Source organism: Pinisolibacter aquiterrae (genome assembly GCF_019160155.1).
Lineage (GTDB): Bacteria > Pseudomonadota > Alphaproteobacteria > Rhizobiales > Ancalomicrobiaceae > Pinisolibacter > Pinisolibacter aquiterrae.
The window spans coordinates 45,577-64,980 of record NZ_JAFNIH010000019.1 but is presented as its reverse complement, the minus strand read 5'-3'; the positions used below and the strand labels follow the sequence as shown (position 1 = coordinate 64,980).

17 protein-coding genes are annotated in these 19,404 nt (G+C 69.0%); 6 read left to right on the top strand and 11 right to left on the bottom strand.

Annotated features, from left to right (window positions below; all coding sequences use genetic code 11):
• Positions 1-40 precede the first annotated feature (40 nt).
• Both J3S89_RS04525 and J3S89_RS04520 read left to right on the top strand, forming a co-directional pair.
• Positions 41-553, top strand: a complete 513-nt coding sequence (locus J3S89_RS04525; RefSeq protein ID WP_230489271.1) for a putative pterin-binding protein — start codon at positions 41-43, stop codon at positions 551-553.
• A 52-nt stretch (positions 554-605) separates the two neighbouring features.
• Positions 606-3,254 (top strand): hybrid sensor histidine kinase/response regulator, encoded by a 2,649-nt coding sequence (locus tag J3S89_RS04520; RefSeq protein WP_217926289.1) that lies wholly within the window; start codon positions 606-608, stop codon positions 3,252-3,254.
• Here J3S89_RS04520 and J3S89_RS04515 read toward each other — a convergent pair.
• From J3S89_RS04515 to J3S89_RS04505, 3 genes are read right to left on the bottom strand one after another with little or no spacing between them, the layout of a single operon-like run.
• Positions 3,233-3,973 carry an aspartate/glutamate racemase family protein gene (locus J3S89_RS04515; protein ID WP_217926288.1) on the bottom strand — a complete coding sequence of 247 codons (741 nt, stop codon included), beginning with the start codon at positions 3,971-3,973 and terminating at the stop codon, positions 3,233-3,235. The two genes, J3S89_RS04520 and J3S89_RS04515, sit on opposite strands and share 22 nt — an antisense overlap.
• Positions 3,974-3,984: 11 nt before the next feature.
• Positions 3,985-4,887, bottom strand: coding sequence for an ABC transporter permease (locus tag J3S89_RS04510; protein WP_217926287.1), 903 nt, complete (start codon positions 4,885-4,887; stop codon positions 3,985-3,987).
• Positions 4,888-4,889: 2 nt separating this feature from the next.
• On the bottom strand, positions 4,890-5,777 hold the full coding sequence (locus J3S89_RS04505) for an ABC transporter permease (protein WP_217926286.1): 888 nt from the start codon (positions 5,775-5,777) through the stop codon (positions 4,890-4,892).
• A 170-nt stretch (positions 5,778-5,947) separates the two neighbouring features.
• Between J3S89_RS04505 and J3S89_RS23475 the strand changes: the two genes are divergently transcribed.
• On the top strand, positions 5,948-8,293 hold the full coding sequence (locus J3S89_RS23475) for a mechanosensitive ion channel family protein (RefSeq protein WP_217926285.1): 2,346 nt from the start codon (positions 5,948-5,950) through the stop codon (positions 8,291-8,293).
• 170 nt (positions 8,294-8,463) lie between these two features.
• Here J3S89_RS23475 and J3S89_RS04495 read toward each other — a convergent pair whose 3' ends face one another.
• Positions 8,464-9,756 carry an ABC transporter substrate-binding protein gene (locus J3S89_RS04495; protein ID WP_217926284.1) on the bottom strand — a complete coding sequence of 431 codons (1,293 nt, stop codon included), beginning with the start codon at positions 9,754-9,756 and terminating at the stop codon, positions 8,464-8,466.
• A gap of 59 nt (positions 9,757-9,815) precedes the next feature.
• Complete coding sequence (locus J3S89_RS04490; RefSeq protein ID WP_217926283.1) at positions 9,816-10,793, bottom strand: ABC transporter ATP-binding protein; 978 nt, start codon at positions 10,791-10,793, stop codon at positions 9,816-9,818.
• A gap of 295 nt (positions 10,794-11,088) precedes the next feature.
• Between J3S89_RS04490 and J3S89_RS04485 the strand changes: the two genes are divergently transcribed.
• A complete protein-coding gene (locus J3S89_RS04485; protein ID WP_217926282.1) occupies positions 11,089-11,805 on the top strand; it encodes a GntR family transcriptional regulator in 717 nt (238 codons plus the stop codon).
• Positions 11,806-11,844: 39 nt separating this feature from the next.
• On the opposite strand, the gene J3S89_RS04480 is transcribed toward J3S89_RS04485, so the two are convergent.
• Positions 11,845-12,501 (bottom strand): glutathione S-transferase family protein, encoded by a 657-nt coding sequence (locus J3S89_RS04480; RefSeq protein ID WP_217926281.1) that lies wholly within the window; start codon positions 12,499-12,501, stop codon positions 11,845-11,847.
• A 216-nt stretch (positions 12,502-12,717) separates the two neighbouring features.
• On the opposite strand from J3S89_RS04480, the gene J3S89_RS04475 reads away from it, so the two are divergent.
• Positions 12,718-13,932 (top strand): polyhydroxyalkanoate depolymerase, encoded by a 1,215-nt coding sequence (locus tag J3S89_RS04475; protein WP_217926280.1) that lies wholly within the window; start codon positions 12,718-12,720, stop codon positions 13,930-13,932.
• 95 nt (positions 13,933-14,027) lie between these two features.
• On the opposite strand, the gene J3S89_RS04470 is transcribed toward J3S89_RS04475, so the two are convergent.
• From J3S89_RS04470 to J3S89_RS04450, 5 genes are all read right to left on the bottom strand, one after another.
• On the bottom strand, positions 14,028-14,657 hold the full coding sequence (locus J3S89_RS04470; protein ID WP_217926279.1) for a DUF1036 domain-containing protein: 630 nt from the start codon (positions 14,655-14,657) through the stop codon (positions 14,028-14,030).
• 250 nt (positions 14,658-14,907) lie between these two features.
• Positions 14,908-15,471, bottom strand: coding sequence for a cytochrome b (locus J3S89_RS04465; RefSeq protein ID WP_217926278.1), 564 nt, complete (start codon positions 15,469-15,471; stop codon positions 14,908-14,910).
• Between the two features lie 616 nt (positions 15,472-16,087).
• Positions 16,088-16,780: an SDR family oxidoreductase gene (locus tag J3S89_RS04460; protein ID WP_217926277.1), complete on the bottom strand. Its 693-nt coding sequence runs from the start codon at positions 16,778-16,780 to the stop codon at positions 16,088-16,090.
• A 107-nt stretch (positions 16,781-16,887) separates the two neighbouring features.
• Positions 16,888-17,424 (bottom strand): GNAT family N-acetyltransferase, encoded by a 537-nt coding sequence (locus J3S89_RS04455; protein ID WP_217926276.1) that lies wholly within the window; start codon positions 17,422-17,424, stop codon positions 16,888-16,890.
• Positions 17,421-18,446: a polysaccharide deacetylase family protein gene (locus J3S89_RS04450; RefSeq protein ID WP_230489283.1), complete on the bottom strand. Its 1,026-nt coding sequence runs from the start codon at positions 18,444-18,446 to the stop codon at positions 17,421-17,423. Before J3S89_RS04450 ends, J3S89_RS04455 begins: the two co-directional genes overlap by 4 nt.
• 84 nt (positions 18,447-18,530) lie before the next feature.
• On the opposite strand from J3S89_RS04450, the gene J3S89_RS04445 reads away from it, so the two are divergent.
• A complete protein-coding gene (locus J3S89_RS04445; protein ID WP_217926274.1) occupies positions 18,531-19,346 on the top strand; it encodes an extensin-like domain-containing protein in 816 nt (271 codons plus the stop codon).
• Positions 19,347-19,404 lie beyond the last annotated feature (58 nt).

Sequence of the window (19,404 nt, the reverse complement as noted above, 5' to 3'; positions counted from 1 at the left end):
ACGAGAAGGCCGCGACAGGCGGTCCGCATCGGAGACGTTCATGATCCCCTACCTTCGCCGCGCCGCGTTCGGCGTGCTCGCCCTTCTCCTCGGCGCGCTGCCGGCCGCGGCCGGGTCGCTCGCCGCTCCGAAGGGGCCGGTGGTGCTCACCGTGACCGGCAAGATCGGCGTGACCAACGCCGACGGCGCGGCGCTGTTCGACATGGCGATGTTGGCGGCGCTGCCGGGGCGGGTCACCGAGACCGAGACGCCGTGGACCAAGGGTGTGATCCGGTTCGAGGGGCCGCTCGGCTCGGCGCTGCTCGAGGCGGTCGCGGCCACCGGCACGACGCTGCACGTCGTCGCCCTCAACGACTACGCGGTCGACGTGCCGGTCGAGGACCTGCGCAAGTGGCCGGTGATCCTCGCGATCCGCAAGGACGGCCGGGAGATCGCGGTGCGCGACAAGGGACCGATCTTCATCATCTATCCCTTCGACCAGGACGCCTCGCTCTACAACGAGAAGGTCTTCGCGCGGTCGGCGTGGCAGGTGAAGTCGATCGAGGTACGATGAGGGCGGGGGCGCGCGCCCCCGGAAGGGACGCGTCGACCGTCGGAGGGCGTGGATGAAGACCGGCAGGATCCTGACGTCCTATGCGCGGGCGATCGGCCGCAACAAGGCGGTGGTGGCACTCCTCTTCGCCGGCCTGATGATGCTCGGCGGCGTCCTGACCACCTTCCACGCGCTGTGGACCCGCAATCATTCGGTCTCGGTCAGCATTCGCGAGGATGCGTTGTGGGCGACCTATCAGACCGATCGCGAGGCGACGCGTCTCGCCGAGGTGCTGCACGAAGCGGTCGCCCATCCCAAGGAGGTGACGATCGCCGACGTCACTCTGCGCTTCGACATTCTCTATTCCCGCAACGAGGTGATGGTGGCGGCCGATTTTCCGGCGCGCTTCCGCAACGATCCCGAATTGGAGACGCGGACCGAGGCGGTCGGCACGGTCCTGCATCGGATGGTGCCGGTGTTCGATCGGATCGCCGCGGACGGCGTTGCGAGCGCCGACGAGCTCGAGAGCATGATCGCCGAGGCGCGGGCGTTGCGCTCGGCGACCGACGCGCTGCTCACGCGGACCCATCACATCCAGGCCGAACTCCAGGCCGACGATCGGGTCGAGACCGATCGGATCTACACGTTCCTCGGGTTCGCCCTGGCGGCGATGACCCTGGCGATGGGCACGGTGATCGTGATGATCTGGCGGCAGTTGCGTCAGATCGAGGTCTCGCGCTTCCGTCTGCAGCGCCTCTCCGAGGAGCTGGCGCAATCGGCCGCCTCGGCGGAGGCCGGCAACAAGGCCAAGTCGGCGTTCCTGGCGACGATGAGCCACGAGATCCGCACGCCGCTCAACGGCATCATCGGCATGGCCGAGCTTCTGGCCTCGACGCAGCTCCGGCCCGAGCAACGCGAACAGCTCGGCACCATTCGCCAGTGCTCGGACGGTCTGATCGCGCTGATCGACGACGTGCTCGACTTCTCCAAGCTGGAATCCGGCCAGATCGACCTCGAGCGGCGGCCGATGGCGCTCGCCGAGGTGGTCGACGGCGTCGTCGACATGTTGGCGCCGAAGGCGGAGGCCAAGGGGATCGAGATCGTCGCCTGTCACCCGATGACGCGCTACGTCACCGATCCCACCCGGTTCCGGCAGATCCTGATCAATCTGGTCGGCAACGCCGTCAAGTTCACCGATCGCGGCACCGTCGCGGTGCGGATCTTCGAGGCGCGTCGTCGCGACGGGGGCATCGCCCTCAGGGTGCTGGTGGAGGACACCGGCATCGGCATCTCCGCCGAAAATCAGGCGCGTCTCTTCAAGGAGTTCACCCAGGCCGACGCCTCGATCAGCCGCCGCTACGGCGGCACCGGGCTCGGACTGGCGATCACCCGGCGGATCGTGCATGCGCTCGGCGGGGAGATCCACGTCGAGAGCCGGGCCGGCGCGGGGGCGACCTTCTGGTTCGAGATCCCGGTCGATCGGGTCGACGACGCCGACGACGCGCCGGTCCTCGCCGGGCTCGACGTGCGGGTCGAGGCGGCCGCGCCGCTGGTGGAGGCGGTGGTGATGCGGGCGTTGCGGCTCCTCGGCCATTCGACGCACGCGGCGGCGCGCGCCGAGACCCGCAAGCGCGTGGTCCTCTACGACACTGCCGCCTTCGCCCGGGCGATGTTGGCGGGACGGATCGCGCAGGACGTCGACGCGGTGGTGTTCGGCGTCGGCGCGCGCGCCTTCGCCGGGGAGGCGGCCGACTTCGTGGAGGGGCCGCTGACGCCGCGGCGGCTGGCGCGACTGCTCGCTCATCGGATCGCCGGGACGCGTTTCACCGGGGCGGCGTCGCCGTTCACCGGAGAGGCCGCGATCCCGCGCCCGCTCGGTCGCGGCCGGGTGCTGGTGGCGGAGGACAACGCGGTCAACCGGACCGTCGCCTGCGGTCTTCTGAAACGGCTCGGCTTCACCGTCGAAATGGTCGAGGACGGCGCCCGCGCGGTCGAGCGGATGACGCGGGGCGGGGTCGATCTGGTGCTGATGGACATGCAGATGCCGGTGATGGACGGCCTCGAGGCGACGCGGCGGATCCGGGCGAGCCAGGGCGCGGCGGCGGTGGTGCCGATCGTCGGTCTCACCGCCAATGCCTTCGCGGCCGATCGCGAGGCCTGTGTCGCGGCCGGAATGAACGACTTCCTGTCGAAGCCGGTGACGCTCGACAAATTGGCGGAGATGTTGGCGCGGTTCCTCCCCGACGCGGGCGCGGCGGCGGAAGCGGCGCCGAGGCGGGCGGCGCGAGAGGAGGCGGCGCCGGTGCCGGCGGCTTCGAGCGAGACGGCCGGGGCGTTCGACGTGCTCGAGGTGCCCGAGCGTGCGCCGGTCCTCGATCGCGCCCATCGCGAGGGCCTCCTCGAGGCGCTCGGGGCGGAGGGCTCGACCGAGCTCACCGAGATCTTCCGGGAGGACGCCGGCCGGCTCCTCAAGGAAATCGTGCGGGCTCAGGCCGAGGGCGACCAGGAGGCGGGGCGCCGGGCGTTGCACACGCTGAAGGGCGCGGCGGCCAACGTCGGTCTCGTCGGGGTGGTCGCCGCCGTCGACGCGGTCCGCGCCGAGGGCGGGCTCACGGCGCCGGAGGCGGTCGGACGGATCGGCGCGGCGCTGCTCGCCGCGTGGCGGGCACTGGCGGAAGAGAGCCGGGCGCCGGACCGCGGTCAGGCCTCGACGCGGGCCTGATCGAGGCGGCGGCCGATCCAGGCCTTGGGCGCCGGCGAGGCCCAACCGCCGCGTTTGGACGTCGCCAATCCCTGGCGCACCAGACCTTCCGCCATCACCACGGCGGCGGTGACACCGTCGATCACCGGAACGCCGTGTTCGCGGGAGAGCGCGCGGGCGAGATCGGTCATGCCGGCGCAGCCGAGCACGATCGCCTCGCTGCCGTCCTCGGCGAGGGCGCGGGCGATCTCGGCGGAGATGCGGCGGCAGGCGTCGGACCCCGGTTCCTCGAGCGCCAGAACCGGCACCTCGGCGGCGCGCACCGCCGCGCAACGCCCGGCGAGGCCGTAGCGCGCGATGTTGGCGCGCAGCGTCGGCACCGAGCGCGACAGGGTGGTGACCACGGTGAAGCGATCGGCGACCAGCGAGGCGGTGTGGCAGGCGGCCTCGCCGATGCCGATCACCGGATGGGGCGAGAGGGCGCGGGCGGCATCGAGGCCGGTGTCGTCGAAACAGGCGATGACGTGCGCCTCGGCCCCGGCGGCGATCGCAGCCTCGATGCGGGCGAGGAGGCCCGGCACCGCCAGGGCGCCGTCGTAGGGGCCCTCGATCGAGGCGGGTCCGTCGCGGCTCTCGTCGGCGCGGATCTCGGTGCCGGGGGCGGCGACGGCGCGGGCGGCGAGCGCCGCCTTCTCGGTCATCGACCGGGTCGTGTTGGGATTGACCAGATGAATCAACATGGGGGCGTCCCTCACACCAGTCCCGAGCCGGAATCGTCGCCGTGGCGGGTCCGTCGCCGGGCGAGCGAGCGGATCGTCGTCAAGGTGAGGCCGATCACCAGGAAGGACACCGCCGAGGTGACGGTGCCGAGCGCGTAGATGTCGGGTGTGGTGACGGTGGTGGTCAAGCCCTGGAGATCGAGCGGCAGGGTGTTGACCGAGCCGATCGCCTGGGACGAGCGGGCGATCTCGTCCCACGACAGGGTGAAGCCGAAGAGGCCGATGCCGACCACCGAGGGCAGGATGATCGGCAGAACGACGAAGCGGAAGGTCTGCCAGGGGGTGGCGCCGAGGTCGCGGGCGGCCTCCTCGTAGCGGGGATCGAAGCGGTTGAAGACCGCGAACATGATCAGGAGGCCGAAGGGCAGCGTCCAGGTCAGGTGGGCGCCGAGGCCGGAGGTGAAGAGGCCCATGGCGGTGGTGTAGTGGCGCTGGGTATAGGCCCAGCCGAAGGTGTCGGCGAGGTGCTTGATCGTGTCGTCGATCAGGCGGAACTCCAGGCCGATGCCGAGCGAGGTGACGATCGAGGGCACGATCAGGCTGGCGATCGCCACATAGAAGAGGAAGGCCGAGCCGGGGAAGCGGCGGCGGAAGGCGAGACCGGCGGAGACCGAGATCGCCACGGTCAGCGCCATCACCACGAGGCCGAGGCGGGCGGAGCGCCAGAAGGCGGCGCCGATGTCGACGATGCCCTGACCCTCCCAGAGCTTGGCGAACCAGGTCAGCGAGACGCCGTTCATCGGGAAGGTGAGGCCGCCGTCCGGTCCCTGGAACGACAGCACGAAGATGGCGATCATCGGCCCGTAGAGGAAGAGCACATAGGCGGCGAAGAAGGCGGCCAGGAAATAGAAGGCGCGGGAGCGTCCGTCGGTCATGGTCACAGCTCCTTGCGCACGTCGACGAGCTTCGACATCGCCGCGATGATCATCAAGGTGACGCCGAGCAGGATCACCGCGTTGGCGGCGGCGACCGGGAACTGCAGCGCGTTCAGGTGGGTTTCGACGACCTTGCCGGCGGAGGCGATCTGCTGGCCGCCCATCACGCCGATCGTCACGAAGTCGCCCATGACGATGGTGACGACGAAGATCGAGCCGATGACGATGCCGGGCTTGCAGAGCGGCACGATCACCGTCCACAGCGTCTGCCAGCCGGAGGCGCCGGCGTCGTAGGCGGCCTCGATCAGCGACTTGTCGATGCGGATCATCGAATTGAAGATCGGGATCACCATGAAGAAGGTGAAGAGGTGCACCAGCGCCAGGACCACCGAGAACTGCGAATAGAGCAGCCATTCGATCGGCTTGTCGACGATGTGCAGCCCCACCAGCGTCTTGTTGATCAACCCGTTGCGGCCGAGCAGCGGGATCCAGGCGATCATGCGGATCACGTTGGAGGTCCAGAAGGGGATGGTGCAGACCAGCGACAGGGCGATCTGCCACGTCACCGACTTGACGTGGAAGGCGAGGAAATAGGCGACCGTGAAGCCGACCACCAGGGTGATCGCCCAGACCATGGCGCAGAACTTCAGCGTCTGGCCGTAGGTCTTGAGCATGGTGCAGGCCTCGGGAAGTCTGGTGAGGCAGCCCTCGAAGCTCTCGGTATAGCCGCGACCGGAGAAGGTCGGGATCATCGCGTAATCGTTGTAGTCCCAGAACGAGACCATCACGACCAGCGCCAACGGCACCAGGAAGAAGGCGAGAAAGACCAGCGCCATCGGCGCGGCCTGGGCCCAGGCCACCATGTGGCGGGAGATCGTCGACGGGGTCATGGGCAGGGCTCCGGTGGCGGCGGCGGGAGGAGGAGGGCGGGGCGGCGGAAAATGGCGCGAATTCGGGCGGATCGGGGCCCCTGGCGGTACTTGTGTCCGATCGAGAAACCTGTTGAATCCGATCGTTTCGATCCCACCACCCTGTCTCTCCAATCGAGGGGCGCCGTCCCGTGTATCGCCTCGCTCTCGCTCTCATCGCAGCGGCGATGATCTTCTTCGGCTTCACGATGACGATGCCCGATCGGCACGGGGCGTCCGCGCAGGTGGTCGCGCCGGTGGCGGAGACGTCGCGGCTCGAGGCGGCCCGCGCCGCGCTCGAGAAGGTCGAGAAGGAACAGGCCGAAAAGGCCGACAGTTTCGACGGGTTGTTCGATCTGCGCGAGCAGCTCGACCCGATCCACGACGAAGTGCTCGACATGATCGGCGAGGCCGAGCAGCAGCTCGGAGGCGCGCGCGCCGAACTCGCCGCGTTCGGTCCCGCTCCGGCGGCGGGGGCGCCCGCGGAATCCCCCGGTCAGACGGCCGACCGGGCGCAACGGCGCGAGACGGTCGAACGCCTCGAGCGCGAGGTCGCGGCGATGCGGGTGATGCTCGTCCACATCGAGAACATCTGGGTGAAGCTCACCGACAGCCGGCGCGCCTTGTTCAATTCGCGCATCTTCCAGTATTCCGAGAGCATTCTCTATCCCGGTTTCTGGCGGCACTTCTTCGAGGTGGGCGTTCCTCGGCTGCGCTATCGCGCCGGTCTCACTCTGATGGAGGCCGACTATCAGCTGACGCGGGCCGATGCCTGGTTCGAGCTGAAGCTGCTGGTGGGTCTGGTGAGCGTGGCCGGGCTCGGGCTGATGTGGGCGCGCCGCCGCTGGGTCGGACGACTCCTGGCCGATGCGCCCGAGGTGGCGCCGAGCAAGCGCGCGGTCGTCGTCCATGCCTCGCTGGTGTTCGCGGTGAGTGCGCTGCCATCGATGGCGGTCGGGTTCCTGCTGGCGATGCTGGTCAAGCGGTTCCACATTCTGCCCGATCAGATCGAGACCTTCATCCGCGGCATCGCCGGGGCGATCGCCGCCTGGGGCGCGTCGGTCGGCGTGGTCCATGCGGTGTTCTCGCCCGGCTCGCCGGCGCATCGCATCGTCGTCGCCGACGACCGCACGGCGGAGCGTTTCGACCGGATCCTCAGGGTGACGATGGTGGTCTATCTGATCGGCCTCGTGCTGCTCGGGGCGATCGCCGCCCTGTCGGCGCCGACCGTCGACACGATCGCCATGACCGCCTTCGCGGCGATGGGCTCGGTGGTGACCGGCCTCTCGATGCTGGCGACGACGCGCCGCGTCACCGCGTCCGCCGGGGCGACCGGGCTCGTGCGGGCGCCGCTCCATCTGATGCGGCCGCTGTTCTGGCTGCTCGGCCTCGCCGTGGTGGCGGCCCTGCTGCTCGGCTTCATCTCGCTCGCCGGCATGATCGTCGGCCGCGTGGTCGCCTCCTGCATCATCCTGTGTCTGGCGGTCTATCTCTACGTCTCGATCGAGGTCTTCGTCAGTGAGGGCTTCTCCCCGGGGACGTCGGCCAATCGCGCCGTCGCCGGCGCGCTCGGTCTCGACGCGCGGACGGTCGATCTGGTCGGTACCGTGGTCGGCGGGTTCCTGCGCGTGGCCGTCACGGCGGTGGCGATCCTGATGCTGTTCAGCCCGTGGGGTATCGAGTTCGGCCACGTCAATCCGTTCTCGGACGTGTTCTTCGGCGTGCGGTTCGCCGACCTTCGGCGCTGGATCGGCGCGGCGGGGATCGCGACGGTCCTGTTCGGCGTCGGTCTCCTGTGCACGCGGGTGTTCGTGGCCTGGCTCGATCGGCAGCTGCTGCCGCGCACCACCTTCGACGTGGGTCTGCGCCATTCGGTCACGACCATCGCCGGCTATGCCGGCTTCGCGGTGGCGCTGGCGGTGGCGCTCGGTCAGGCCGGCGTGCAGCTCCAGAACATCGCCCTCGTCGCCGGCGCGCTCTCGGTCGGCATCGGTTTCGGCCTGCAGCAGGTGGTGTCGAACTTCGTCGCCGGCCTGATCGTGCTGGCGGAACGTCCGATCCGGGTCGGCGACGTGATCGTGGTCAAGGGCGAGGAGGGCAAGGTGCGGCGCATCAACGTGCGCTCGACCGAGCTGCAACTCGGCGAGAAGTCGTCGGTGATCGTGCCGAATTCCGACATCGTCTCGTCGATCGTCAAGAACCGGACCCTCTCCGATCCGACCCATCGGGTGACGATCAAGCTCACGGTCAAGCACGAGAGCGATCTGAAGGCGGTCTTCTCGATCCTGATGGGGGTGGCGGCGGCGCATCCGGGCGTGTTGCGCGATCCGGCGCCGTCGGTCCACTTCGTGAAGATCGCCGACAACGGCATCGAGATCGATCTCAACGTGATCTGCGCCGATCTCGCCAAGCTGAATTCGGTGCGCTCGGATCTGATCTACGTGACGGTGATGAAGTTCCGCGAGGCCGGCATCGCGCTCGCCACCGGCGCCGGCTGAGAGCCGGCGTCGCGGGGGCGGCGTGGCGGGACGGCCGGCGGGGGGCATGCGCGGATCTCCGATCTCGTCGCCCGGGACCCGAACGGATCGGGCAGGGCGCGAAGCGCCGGGGAGGGCGGCTCCCGCCGCGATCGGCGACCGCGACGGGAGACGGCGGTGGTTCTCGCTCCTCAGGAGGCGATGAACTCGTTCCACTTGCGGACCATGTAGTCGTTCTCGTCCATGACGGCGTTCCAGCAGGCGACGTTGCCCATGCGGTCGTCGTAGGAGCCGCCGTCACGCAGGCTGCCTGCCTTCTCGAGCAGCGCGCCGGTCGGGGACAGGATGTCCTTTTCGGCGGGCTTGCCTTCCATCCAATAGGCCCACTCATAGGGCTCCATGTTGGCCCGTGCCGTGGAGAGGACGGCCGAATAGTAGCCCTGGCGGTTGAGATAGGCACCGGCCCAGCCCGACAGGAACCAGTTCACGAACTCGTAGGCCCAGTCGAGCTTCGGACCGGAGACGCCCTTCGACACGCAGAAGCCGGAGGCCCAGGAGCGATAGCCCTCCTTCAGCGGCTGGAAGGTGCAGGGGATGCCCATCGAGCGGACCTTGGTGACCGCCGGCGACCACATCGACTGGATGACGGTCTCGCCCGAGGCCATCAGGTTGACGCTCTCGTTGAAGTCCTTCCAGAAGGCGCGGAACTGACCGGCCTTCTTGGCCTCGGTCAGGATCTTCATGGTGAGATCGATCTCGGCCTTGGTCATGTTGCCCTTGTCGGCATATTTGTACTGGCCGGTCGCCTCGACCACCATGGCGGCGTCCATGATGCCGATCGAAGGGATGTTGAGCAGCGCCGCTTTGCCCTTGAACTCGGGGTTGAGCAACTCGGCCCAGGAGTTGATCGGGCGCTTGATCAGGTCGGGGCGGATGCCGAGCGTGTCGGCGTTGTAGACGGTCGGGATCAGCGTAATCCATTCGGTCGGCTTGGTCGCGAAGGTCTTGGAGGTCTCGCTCTCGAGATAGAGCACCTTCCAGGGCGCGGTGCCCTGGCCGCCGATCTTCTTGCCGTTGGGCAGCTCGCCCTTGGTGAAGACGGGCGTGATGTTGTCGAATTCCTTGATCTTGCGGGCGTCGAGCGGAAGGATGTTGCCCGACGGGATCAGCTTCTTGAGGCTGAAATACTCGGTGTCGAGAACGTCGAAGGAGTTCGGCTGGGTGATGACGCGCTTGGTGACGTCGTCGGTGGTCGCGGTGATGTACTCGATCTTGATGCCGGTGTCGGCGAAGCACTTCTTGGCGATGTCGTCGCCCTCGTTGACGGCGGTGCCGAGGTAGCGCAGCACCTTGGGCTCTGACGACATCACATAGGGAAAGCCGGTGATCGCTCCGGAGCCGGCGGCGATGCCGGCGACGCCCGCGGCTCCCTTGAGGAGCGAACGGCGGCTGAGACCCGTGGTCTTCTCGGTCACGTCGGACATCTTCCAGTCTCCCTCGGACAGGGCGTTCCCGATCTGGGATACGCCGAAGTGGTGGCAGGTCAGGCGAGCGTATGCGCGGCGGCTTCGTCCCAATCGATGGAGACGACGGCGCCGGGTTCGAGCGGGTCGCGGTCGAAGACGGCCTCGGGCACCATGGCGAGGTGCTCGACCCCGTCGGCGGTGGTGACCGCGACGTGGACGTGGGGGCCCTGATATTCGATGGCGCGGACGAAGGCGGGGCGGGGGCCGTCGCCGCGCACGAGGCGGGTCAGGTCGGAGCGGATGGCGATCTTGCCCGTCGGCGTCTCGACCACGTTGTGGCCGCCCATGAAGCGGGCGACGAATTCGGTGCGCGGTGCGTTGAAGACGTCGCGGGGGCTGCCCTGTTGCTCGATCCGGCCGCCGTTCATCAGCACCACCAGATCGGCGAGCGCCATCGCCTCCTCCTGGCCGTGGGTGACGTGGATGAAGGTAATGCCGAGTTCGCGCTGGAGGCGCTTCAGCTCGGCGCGCATCTTCACCCGCAGGAACGGGTCGAGGGCGGAGAGCGGTTCGTCGAGCAGCAGGATCTGCGGCTCGGTGATGAGGGCGCGGGCGAGGGCGACGCGCTGCTGCTGGCCGCCGGAGAGCTGCGAGGGCAGGCGGTCGGCGTAGGGGCTCATGTCGACGAGGTCGAGCAGCTCGCGGGCGCGGGTATGACGGGTCTTCTTGTCGACGCCGCGCATGCGCAGCGCGAAGGAGACGTTGTCGATCACGTCGAGATGGGGAAACAGCGCATAGGACTGGAACATCATGGCGGTGCCGCGCCGGGCCGGCTCGAGGCCGGTGACGTTGGCGCCGCCGAGCACGATGTCGCCTTCCGTGACGCTTTCGTGGCCGGCGATCATGCGCAGCGTCGTCGTCTTGCCGCAGCCCGACGGCCCCAAGAGGCAGCAATAGGTGCCGGCGGGGATCTTCAGATCGATCCCGGCGACGGCGACGACCGGGCCGTAGCGGCGGGTCAGATCGACGAGTTCCAAGGCGGCGGGGTGACCCATGATCGCTCCGTTGTCGGCGTGGCTTCGAGGAGGTTCGCAAACGGCGTGCCAGACGGCACCATTTCGTCAAGTCAATGGATTCATTGACGGAGCGATCGGGTCTCTGAGGCCGCTCCGATCGTCTCGGCGTCTCGGGATGCCTGAAAATAAGGCAAATGCACACGAAAGGCCTTATTTTCGTATACAATCATTTCCGATTGCTCGCTTCGGCGATGGATTATATTGGATGAGACGGCGCGGAGTCGCGTCTTTCGTCGCTTCATCCGCTGCGGCGGGCGGTCGCCGGGAGGGCGCCATGGCCGACATCTTCGCAACTCACGAGGACGCCGGGCCGGATCGGCCCGGCACGCGCGCCGAAGCCATTCACCGCGACATCGTCCGGGCGATCCTCGAGCAGCGGCTCGGGCCCGGCACCAAGCTCGGCGAGGACGAGGTCGGAGCGATCTACGGCGTCAGCCGGACGATCGTGCGCGCGGCGCTGCAGTCGCTCGCCCACGAGGGCATCGTCGTCATCGAGAAGAACCGCGGCGCCTTCGTCGCGCATCCGTCCGTCAAGGAGGCGGCGGAGGTGTTCTCGGCGCGGCGGCTGATCGAGCCCAAGATCACGGAACTGGCGACGGCCCATTGCGAGGTCGCCGGCGCGGCGCTGCTGCGCGATCATCTGGCGCAGGAGAAGGCGGCGGAGCGGGCGGGCGACGATCGCGCGGCGATCCGGCTCTCCGGCGAATTCCATCTGGTGCTGGCGCGCATCGCCGGGCACGGGATCTACGAGAACTTCCTGCGCGAGCTGGTGGCGCGGTCGTCGCTGATCATCCTGCTCTATCGGCGCTCGCGCTCGCAGTGCTGCAAGGTCGATCACCACGCGGCCCTGGTCGAGGCGATCACCGGGGGCCGTAGCGCCGAGGCGGTGGCGCAGATGGTCTCCCATCTCGACGAGATCGAGCGGGATCTCGAACTGGTCGACACCGCCATTCCGATCAAGCCGCTGTCGGAACTGCTCGGCGCGCGCTGAGCGCGCGGCCGTGCCTCGCTCGGACCAGGCCGCCGGGTCTCAGAACTCGACGTCGAGTTCGTCCATTTCTTCCGGCTCGGCCAGCGCGGCGTCGATCCATTCGGTCATCAAGGGCCAGGCCATGACGGTGGCGCGATAGGTCTCGCAGACCGGATCGAGCTTCACGTCGTAGGTGGTGAAGCGGGCGGCGACGGGGGCGTACATCGCATCGGCGAGCGTCGGCGCCTCGCCGAACAGGAACGGACCCTTCGAGGCGGCGAGCGCCTCCTTCCAGATGGCGCGGATGCGCTCGATGTCGCCGAGCGCGCCGGCCCAGACCTTGAAGTTCGGGTAGTGGGCCTTGAGGTTCATCGGCAGGGCCGAGCGCAGATTGGCGAAGCCGGAGTGCATCTCGCCGGAGATCGAGCGGCAATGGGCGCGCGCCACCCGCTCCTTGGGGATGATGCCGGCCTCGGGGCGCTGCTCGTCGAGATATTCGGCGATCGCCAGCGTGTCCCAGACCTCGAGCCCGTCGTGGGCGAGGCAGGGCACGAGGAAGGACGGCGACAGCAGCAGCAGTTCGGCGCGGGTCGAGGGGTCGTCCATCGAGGCGATCCTCTCCTCGAAGGCGAGCCCGCTCATGCGCGCGAGAAGCCAGCCGCGCAGCGACCAGGACGAGTAGTTCTTGCTGGATATCGTCAGCGTGGCCGAGGGCATGAGCCGGTCTCCTTCCGAGATCGCCACCACCGGGCCGGCCCGCGAGGGCGCAGCGTCGGTCGAAGCCGTTCCAGAATTATCTCGCAAGCAATTGCAATTTGCACTAGCCTTTTCACGTCCGCGTCTTCCTGACGCGAACCGAGCGGGGGCGAGGGCGTCCGCTGCGAACCTTCCGAGCCGCACGGGATTTCTCGACGGCGCTCATCGGGTTACCGCATGCTCTATCTCGCCTATCAGAGCCAGAACGACCTCGCCGATCCCCTGCGGACCGTGGCGCGGACGATGATGTCGACGCTGGGACCCTGGCTCACCTCGTCGGCGCCCGCGGGGCTGCGATCTCTGGCCGCCGCCTACGAGATGATCTCGCGCGCCTCGCTGACCCATAGCCGCCCGCCCTACGGGATCGAGGAGGTCGTGGTCGGCAACGAGACGGTCAAGGTGGAGGAGAAGCCGCGCTTCGTGGCGCCCTTCGGCACGCTGCTGCACTTCAAGAAGGACGTGCAGGTGGCGCAGCCGCGGGTTCTGGTGGTGGCGCCCTTGTCGGGCCATTTCGCCACGCTGCTGCGCAACACGGTCAAGACGCTGCTCGCCGATCACGACGTCTACATCACCGACTGGCACAATGCGCGCGACGTGCCGCTGACGCAGGGCCGGTTCGGTTTCGAGGATTACGTCGACACGATCGTCACCTTCCTCCAGGTGCTGGGGCCGGGGACGCATGTGGTGGCGGTGTGCCAACCCTGCGTGCAGGTGATGGTGGCGACGGCGGTGATGGCGGAGAACGACGATCCGGCGCAGCCGCGCTCGATCACGCTGATGGCCGGGCCGGTCGACACCCGCGTCAACCCGACCAAGGTCAACGAACTCGCCACCTCCAAGCCCTACGAGTGGTTCGAGACGAACATGATCGCCACCGTGCCGAGCCGTTGGCCGGGGGCGGGGCGGCGGGTCTATCCGGGCTTCGTCCAGCTCTCCGCCTTCATGGCGATGAACATGGACCGCCACGTCAAGGCGCATCGCGAACTCTACGAGCATCTCGCCAAGGGCGAGACAGAGAAGGCGGCGGTGACCAAGGCCTTCTACGACGAGTATTTCGCGGTGCTGGATCTCGACGCCGCGTTCTATCTCGAGACGATCCTGTGGGTGTTCCAGGAGGCGCGGCTGCCGCGCGGGGTGATGACCCATCGCGGTCGCACGGTCGACCCGCGCGCGATCCGGCGCACGGCGCTGCTGACGGTGGAGGGCGAGCGCGACGACATCTGCTCGCTCGGCCAGACCGCGGCGGCGCACGATCTGACGCCGTCGCTGAAGCCCTATCGCAAGCGCCATCACATGCAGGCCGGTGTCGGCCATTACGGCGTCTTCTCGGGCAAGCGCTGGGACAATCAGATCTATCCGATCGTCCGCAACGTCATCCTGTCGGCCGACTGAGCGCCCGTTTCGGGGGGACGTCGTCCCGCCCGTGCGTGCGGGCTCCCTATGAGGCTCGCGCCCTCCGGACGAGGCCGAAGGGCGCGGCGGTGGCCTCAGCGGAAGTTGATGGTCCGCGACGGCTGGTCGCGATCGACCGTGATCACGTCGAAATCGACCAGCTTCTCACGCGACTCGCAGGTATAGTTCGAGGAGTTGTAGCGCTCGAAGGCCTTCTGCTTGTCGATGCAGAGCTTCCAGTCGCCGCCGGACGGCCAGTAGCGGCGGCCGTGTTCCCATTCCGCGTAATAGGCGAACTTGATCTTCTGGAAGCGCCCGAAGAGGGCGTGGAAGGTGCGGCAGGAATTCTTCTCGATCTTGAACCACCCCTTGAGCGTGACGTACTGGTCGTCGGGGTCCTTGAAATAGGCGATGGCCGAGAAGAGCGGCGCATAGGGCGAGCGATTGCAGAGATCGACGTCGATGGAGCCGCTCTGGCTGCCGCTCGACGACAGCACGTTCTGGGCGACCACGATTTCGGCGCCGGTTCCGGCGGAGGCGGCCGGCCGCTTCTCGGCGAGCGGGCCGAAATGGGCGGTCTCGGCGGCGGCGAGCCGCTCGGGCCGGCAGCCCTGAACGGTGGTGGCGTCGCAGCGCGCTCCGGCTTCCTCCAGCCCCGGCTCGGGTGCGGCCGAGGCGATTCCGCACAGTCCCATCAAGGCGATGAACGCAATCGACTGTCGCATTCGACGATCTCCCCCTCTTCGATCCCCCAACCGTCGTGGGTGACGTTCCGGGCGATCACGGGCGGGAGACACGGGCCGATCCCGGGCCGGTGCGGCGGGCGACACACGTGGTCCGGCGCCGGGAACGGGCCCGAAACAAAACGACGGAAACTCAAAAAAAACACGAAACCGGCCGTTACGGAAGTGCGAAACGCCCCGGGCGGGGCGCTTCGTCTTCGGCATGGCTCGTGTCGAGGGGACGTCCCCGGCCTCAGTCGCGGGCGAAGGGCTTCATCTTGAGGAGCGTGCGGTCCTTCAGCACGGCGTGATGGAGGATGCCGGCGACGGCATGGGCGAAGGCGAGCGCCAGCAGTGCGTGGCCGGCGAACTCGTGGACGCCGCCGATCAGCTCGGAGAGGTCGTGGTTCTGGGCCATCGGCGAGGCGATCTCGAACAGGCCGAAGAAGGGCAGCGAGCGGCCGTTGGTGAAGGTCGCGGCGATGCCGCCGAGCGGCACGGCGATCATCAGGAGATAGAGGAGGCCGTGGCCGAGCTTGGCGAGGAGGCCGGCGAGCGGCTCCCACGGGGTCTTCTCGGTCTCGGGGGCGGCATGGGTGAGGCGCCAGGCGACGCGCACCAGCAGCAGCGCGAAGACCACCAGGCCGACGCTCTTGTGGGCCATCATCAGCTTGATCGCGGTCTCGCGGGGCTGATCCTCGCGCACCACCGCGAGCACCCAGGTCAGCGGAATGAGCAGCGCCATGGACCAATGCAGCGCCTTGACGCCGGCGTCCCAGTTGCGCGGGGCGGCGGGGGAGGTGGAAAGAACGGACATTCGAAAAGTCTCCATGACGAATTCGCCCCGCGCCATTCGCGGCGGCGGCGAATTCAGGTCGACGACGCGGCGGACCGTATTCCGCCGACATGAAAGCAGGCTGAACCGGCCCGCCGCAAGCCGGGGGAAAAGCGGAGGCGCGGCGTTCGGCGATCGAGCCGGACGGCTTCAGGTGGGCTCTTCGAAGAGGACAGCGCCCCGCCTCGCGGGGCGCGATATGAAAACGGCCCGCACGAGGCGGGGAGGAATATGAAAACGGCCCGCACGAGGCGGGCCGGGCAGGGTCTCGCCGCTGGCGAGGCCGATGTCTCCATCCGGACGCTTCGGTCCGGGTGCGAGAGGTTCACGGCTCAGAAGAGCCCGACACACAACGCGGAAACGAACAGGAACGCGGCGGAGACCATGATCAGGTCGAAGGTCCGGTTCAGGGCCATTTGGCTCCTCCTTCATCGTTGTCGACTGGCCGCTCTTCGACGGCGGACACGAGTCTAGAGGCCGAAGCGGGGCAGGAAAAGGTAAATTCGTCGCTGCGGCGCCGAGATCGGTGGGAAAAAATCCTTCGCGCCCGCGAAGGCACGGCGCCGAAATCGCGCGCCGCGCCGGGGCGATCCCGGCCTCACCAGGGCAGAATTCCGCCGTCCCAGACGTGGAAGACGGGCGCGCGCGTGAGGCCGAGGCGGTCGACGATCCGGGTGAGGCCGGTGGCGCTCATCTCAGGGGTGATGTCGGCCTCCGACCCGCCCATGTCGGTCTTGACCCAGCCGGGATGGCAGACCGCGACGGCGATGCCCTCCTCGGCGAGGTCGGTGGCGAGGCACTGCATCACCTTGTTCACCGCCGCCTTGGCCGAGCGATAGGCGACGTGGTCCGACTTGGTGGTGCTCATCGAGCCCATGCCGCTGGAGACGGTCAGGATCTTGCCGTGGTCGGACAGCCGCAGATTGGGCAACAGCGCCTGCGACACCGCGAGCGGGGCCATCGTGTCGACCCGGAACACCTCGGCCCAGCCGGCGAAGTCCATGTCGAGGGTCGACTGGCGCTCGGGGCCGATGATGCCGGCGTTGTTGATCAGGACGTCGATGCGCCGGCCCTGGAGCCGTTCGGCGAGGGCGGCGATCGAAGCGGGATCGGTCACCTCGAGCCGGTGGACCTCGATCGTGTCGGGATGGCGGGCGACGATCGCCGCGAGATCGGACAGGCGTTCGGGATCGCGCACGGTGGCGATCACCTCGTCGCCGCGATCGGCGAGCGCGGCCACGAGGGCCAGACCGATGCCGCGCGCGGCGCCGGTGACGAGAACGGTCGACATGGGGTTTCTCCCGCGATGGGCGTCGCGGCCAGTGTGGACCGGCCGGCCGGCGAGGGGAAGGGGGCGGCGGCGGGCAAATCGCCCCGGCGTCGCGCCCCGGTCGAACCTCAGCCGGGTCGGCTCGGCGGTGGGGCGAGGGCGCGGCGCATGAAGATCTCGCTCTGACCGGCGGCGACGAGATCGGGGATCGGGCCGACCTCGACGAAGCCGAGCGCGGCATAGGTGGCGCGGGCGGCGGCGTTCCATTCGGTGACGCAGAGCCAGAGATTGGCGTCGAGGCCTTCGACCTCGCGCGCCATCCAGCCGATCACCCGGCGCGCGATCCCCCGGCGCTGCGCCTCGGGCAGGATCGCGATGGTCTCGAGATAGGGGCCGCGCATGAAGGGGTGGCGCACGGCGACATAGCCGACGAGCCGGCCGGCGTCGACGACGGCGAAGCGGTGGGCGCCGGGCGAGGGGCGGGTCATGCGGTCGGCCATGGCGGCGGCGGCGAGCCCGAGCCGTGCCCACGGGTCGAGGGCGACGACCCGGGCGGCGAGGGCCGGCGCCGTGGCGGTGTCGAGCGGGAGGAGGGTGACCGAGTCGAGGTCGTGGCGGCGGGCGGCGAAGGGCAGGGCGTGGGCCGCTGCGCGGGCGTCGGTCATGGCGTGGGCGCTCCGGTGGCCGGTTTCGCCGTCCCGGCGGCCGGGGCGCCGAAGGGGCGCTCGGGCGCGGCGAGGGGCTTCGTCGAGGGCTTGCGGCCGCCGAGGGCCGCCCAATGATCGTATTTGTCGGTGTCGCCGGGGTGGGAATCGTAACAGGTCGGGGTCACCACCGGGCGCCCCCGGGCGAGGAGGTCTCCGACGGAGACGAAGCGGTAGCCCTGGGCAGTCAGCCGGTCGAGGATGCGCGGCAGGGCCGCGCCGGTGTGGAAGCCGCGGCCGTTGGCGTGGGCGAGGACGATCGAACCGGGGCGGACGCCGCGCAGGGTCTCGGCGACGATCATGTCGGCGGAGGCGAAGGGCGAGGGATCGCCGGTCGAGACGTCCCATTGGATCGCCGCCATGCCGGCGGCATTGACGGCGGCCATCGAGCGGGCGTCGCAGGCGCCGAACGGGAAGCGCAGATATTTCGACCGCGCCTGCCATCCGGCGTCGCGGAAGGCGGCCTCGGGGGCGAGGATCTCGCGGGCGAGGCGGGCGTCGTCGACGAGACGCAGATTGGCGTGGGTCCAGGTGTGGTTGGCGATCTCGAAACGGGGATCGGCGGCCAACTCGCGGAAGCGCTCGGGATGGGTCGCGGCCCAGTGGCCACCGACGAAGAAGGTGGCGGCGATGCCGCGCCGGCGCAGCGTGTCGACGATCTCGCCGTCGTAGCCGGCGACCTCGCCGGCGGTCTCGCAGAGGTCGAAGGTGAGCGCGACGAGCTTCTCGCCCGGCGGCAGGTCGACCCGGCGCACGGAGCCGGCGAGGCCGGGGGGAAGCAGCGGCGCCGGCGGCAGGGCGGTGAAATCCGGCACGGCGACGCGCGCGCGCGGCGAGCCCTTGGCGATCGTCTTCTCGCTCGGCGACCACGGGCGGGGGGCGGCGGCGGGGCCGGTGACGGGGGGCGGCGTATCGGTGGCGGCGGCGGGCAGGGGGGCGAGCAGAAGGGTGGCGAGGAGGAACGCGCGGACGGGCAGGGGCATGTGGCTCACGAGAGGTTCACGTCGGAGCGACGATTCGATTCGACATTAACGGAACCTTTCCGGATCGGCGCGCAAACTCGCGCCATGAAGCGTATCTTGTACCCTGCGTTCGTCTTCGCCCTCGCCGCGTCGGTCGGCGGCTGTTCGCTGTTCGGCTCCTGGGGAGGTCCGAAGCGGGCGGCTTGGCGTTCCCAGGCGGAAAACGCCTGTCTCTCCTCCGGCGCGGTCAGGCCGTCGGCGGTGGTGCGTCCGATCGGCGAGGTCGACGGACCCGGCGCCTGCGGCGCCGATCGGCCCTTCAAGGTCTCGGCGCTCGGCCGCGAGACGCCGATCCCGCTCAACGAGCAGACGGCGATGAACTGTCCGCTGGTGGCGGCGACCGACAATTGGCTCGAGCGGGTGGTGCAGCCGGCGGCGGAAGCCTTCTTCGGTCAGCCGGTGGTCGAGGTGCAACACATGGGCACCTACAGCTGCCGCCGCATCGCCGGCAGCCGCTACATGTCCGAGCACGCCTACATGAACGCCATCGACGTCTCCGGCTTCAAGCTGGCGGACGGGCGCACCGTGCGGGTCAAGACGGGCTGGCGCTCGGCCGACGCCTCGGAAGCGAGCTTCCTGCGCGCCGTCGGCGGTTCGGCCTGCGACGACTTCACGACGGTGCTCGGGCCGGGCTCGGGCGCGGCCCATCAGGACCATCTCCATCTCGATCTGGCCCGCCATTCCAAGGGACGGCGGGTGTGTCGGGGCGGCGACGAGCCGGTGCCGGAGGGTGGGCGTCTCCTGTCGTTCTTCAAGGACGACACGATCTTCAAGGACGACCAACTCGACAGGACCGGGTCGATCCCCGGCGACGGCGACGACGAGATCCGCGATCCCGAAGAGGGCATCTACGACAAGTGAGCACGAGACGGTCGAGCGGGAAGCGGGCGCGCGAGACGACGGCGCGCCGCCTCCCGCC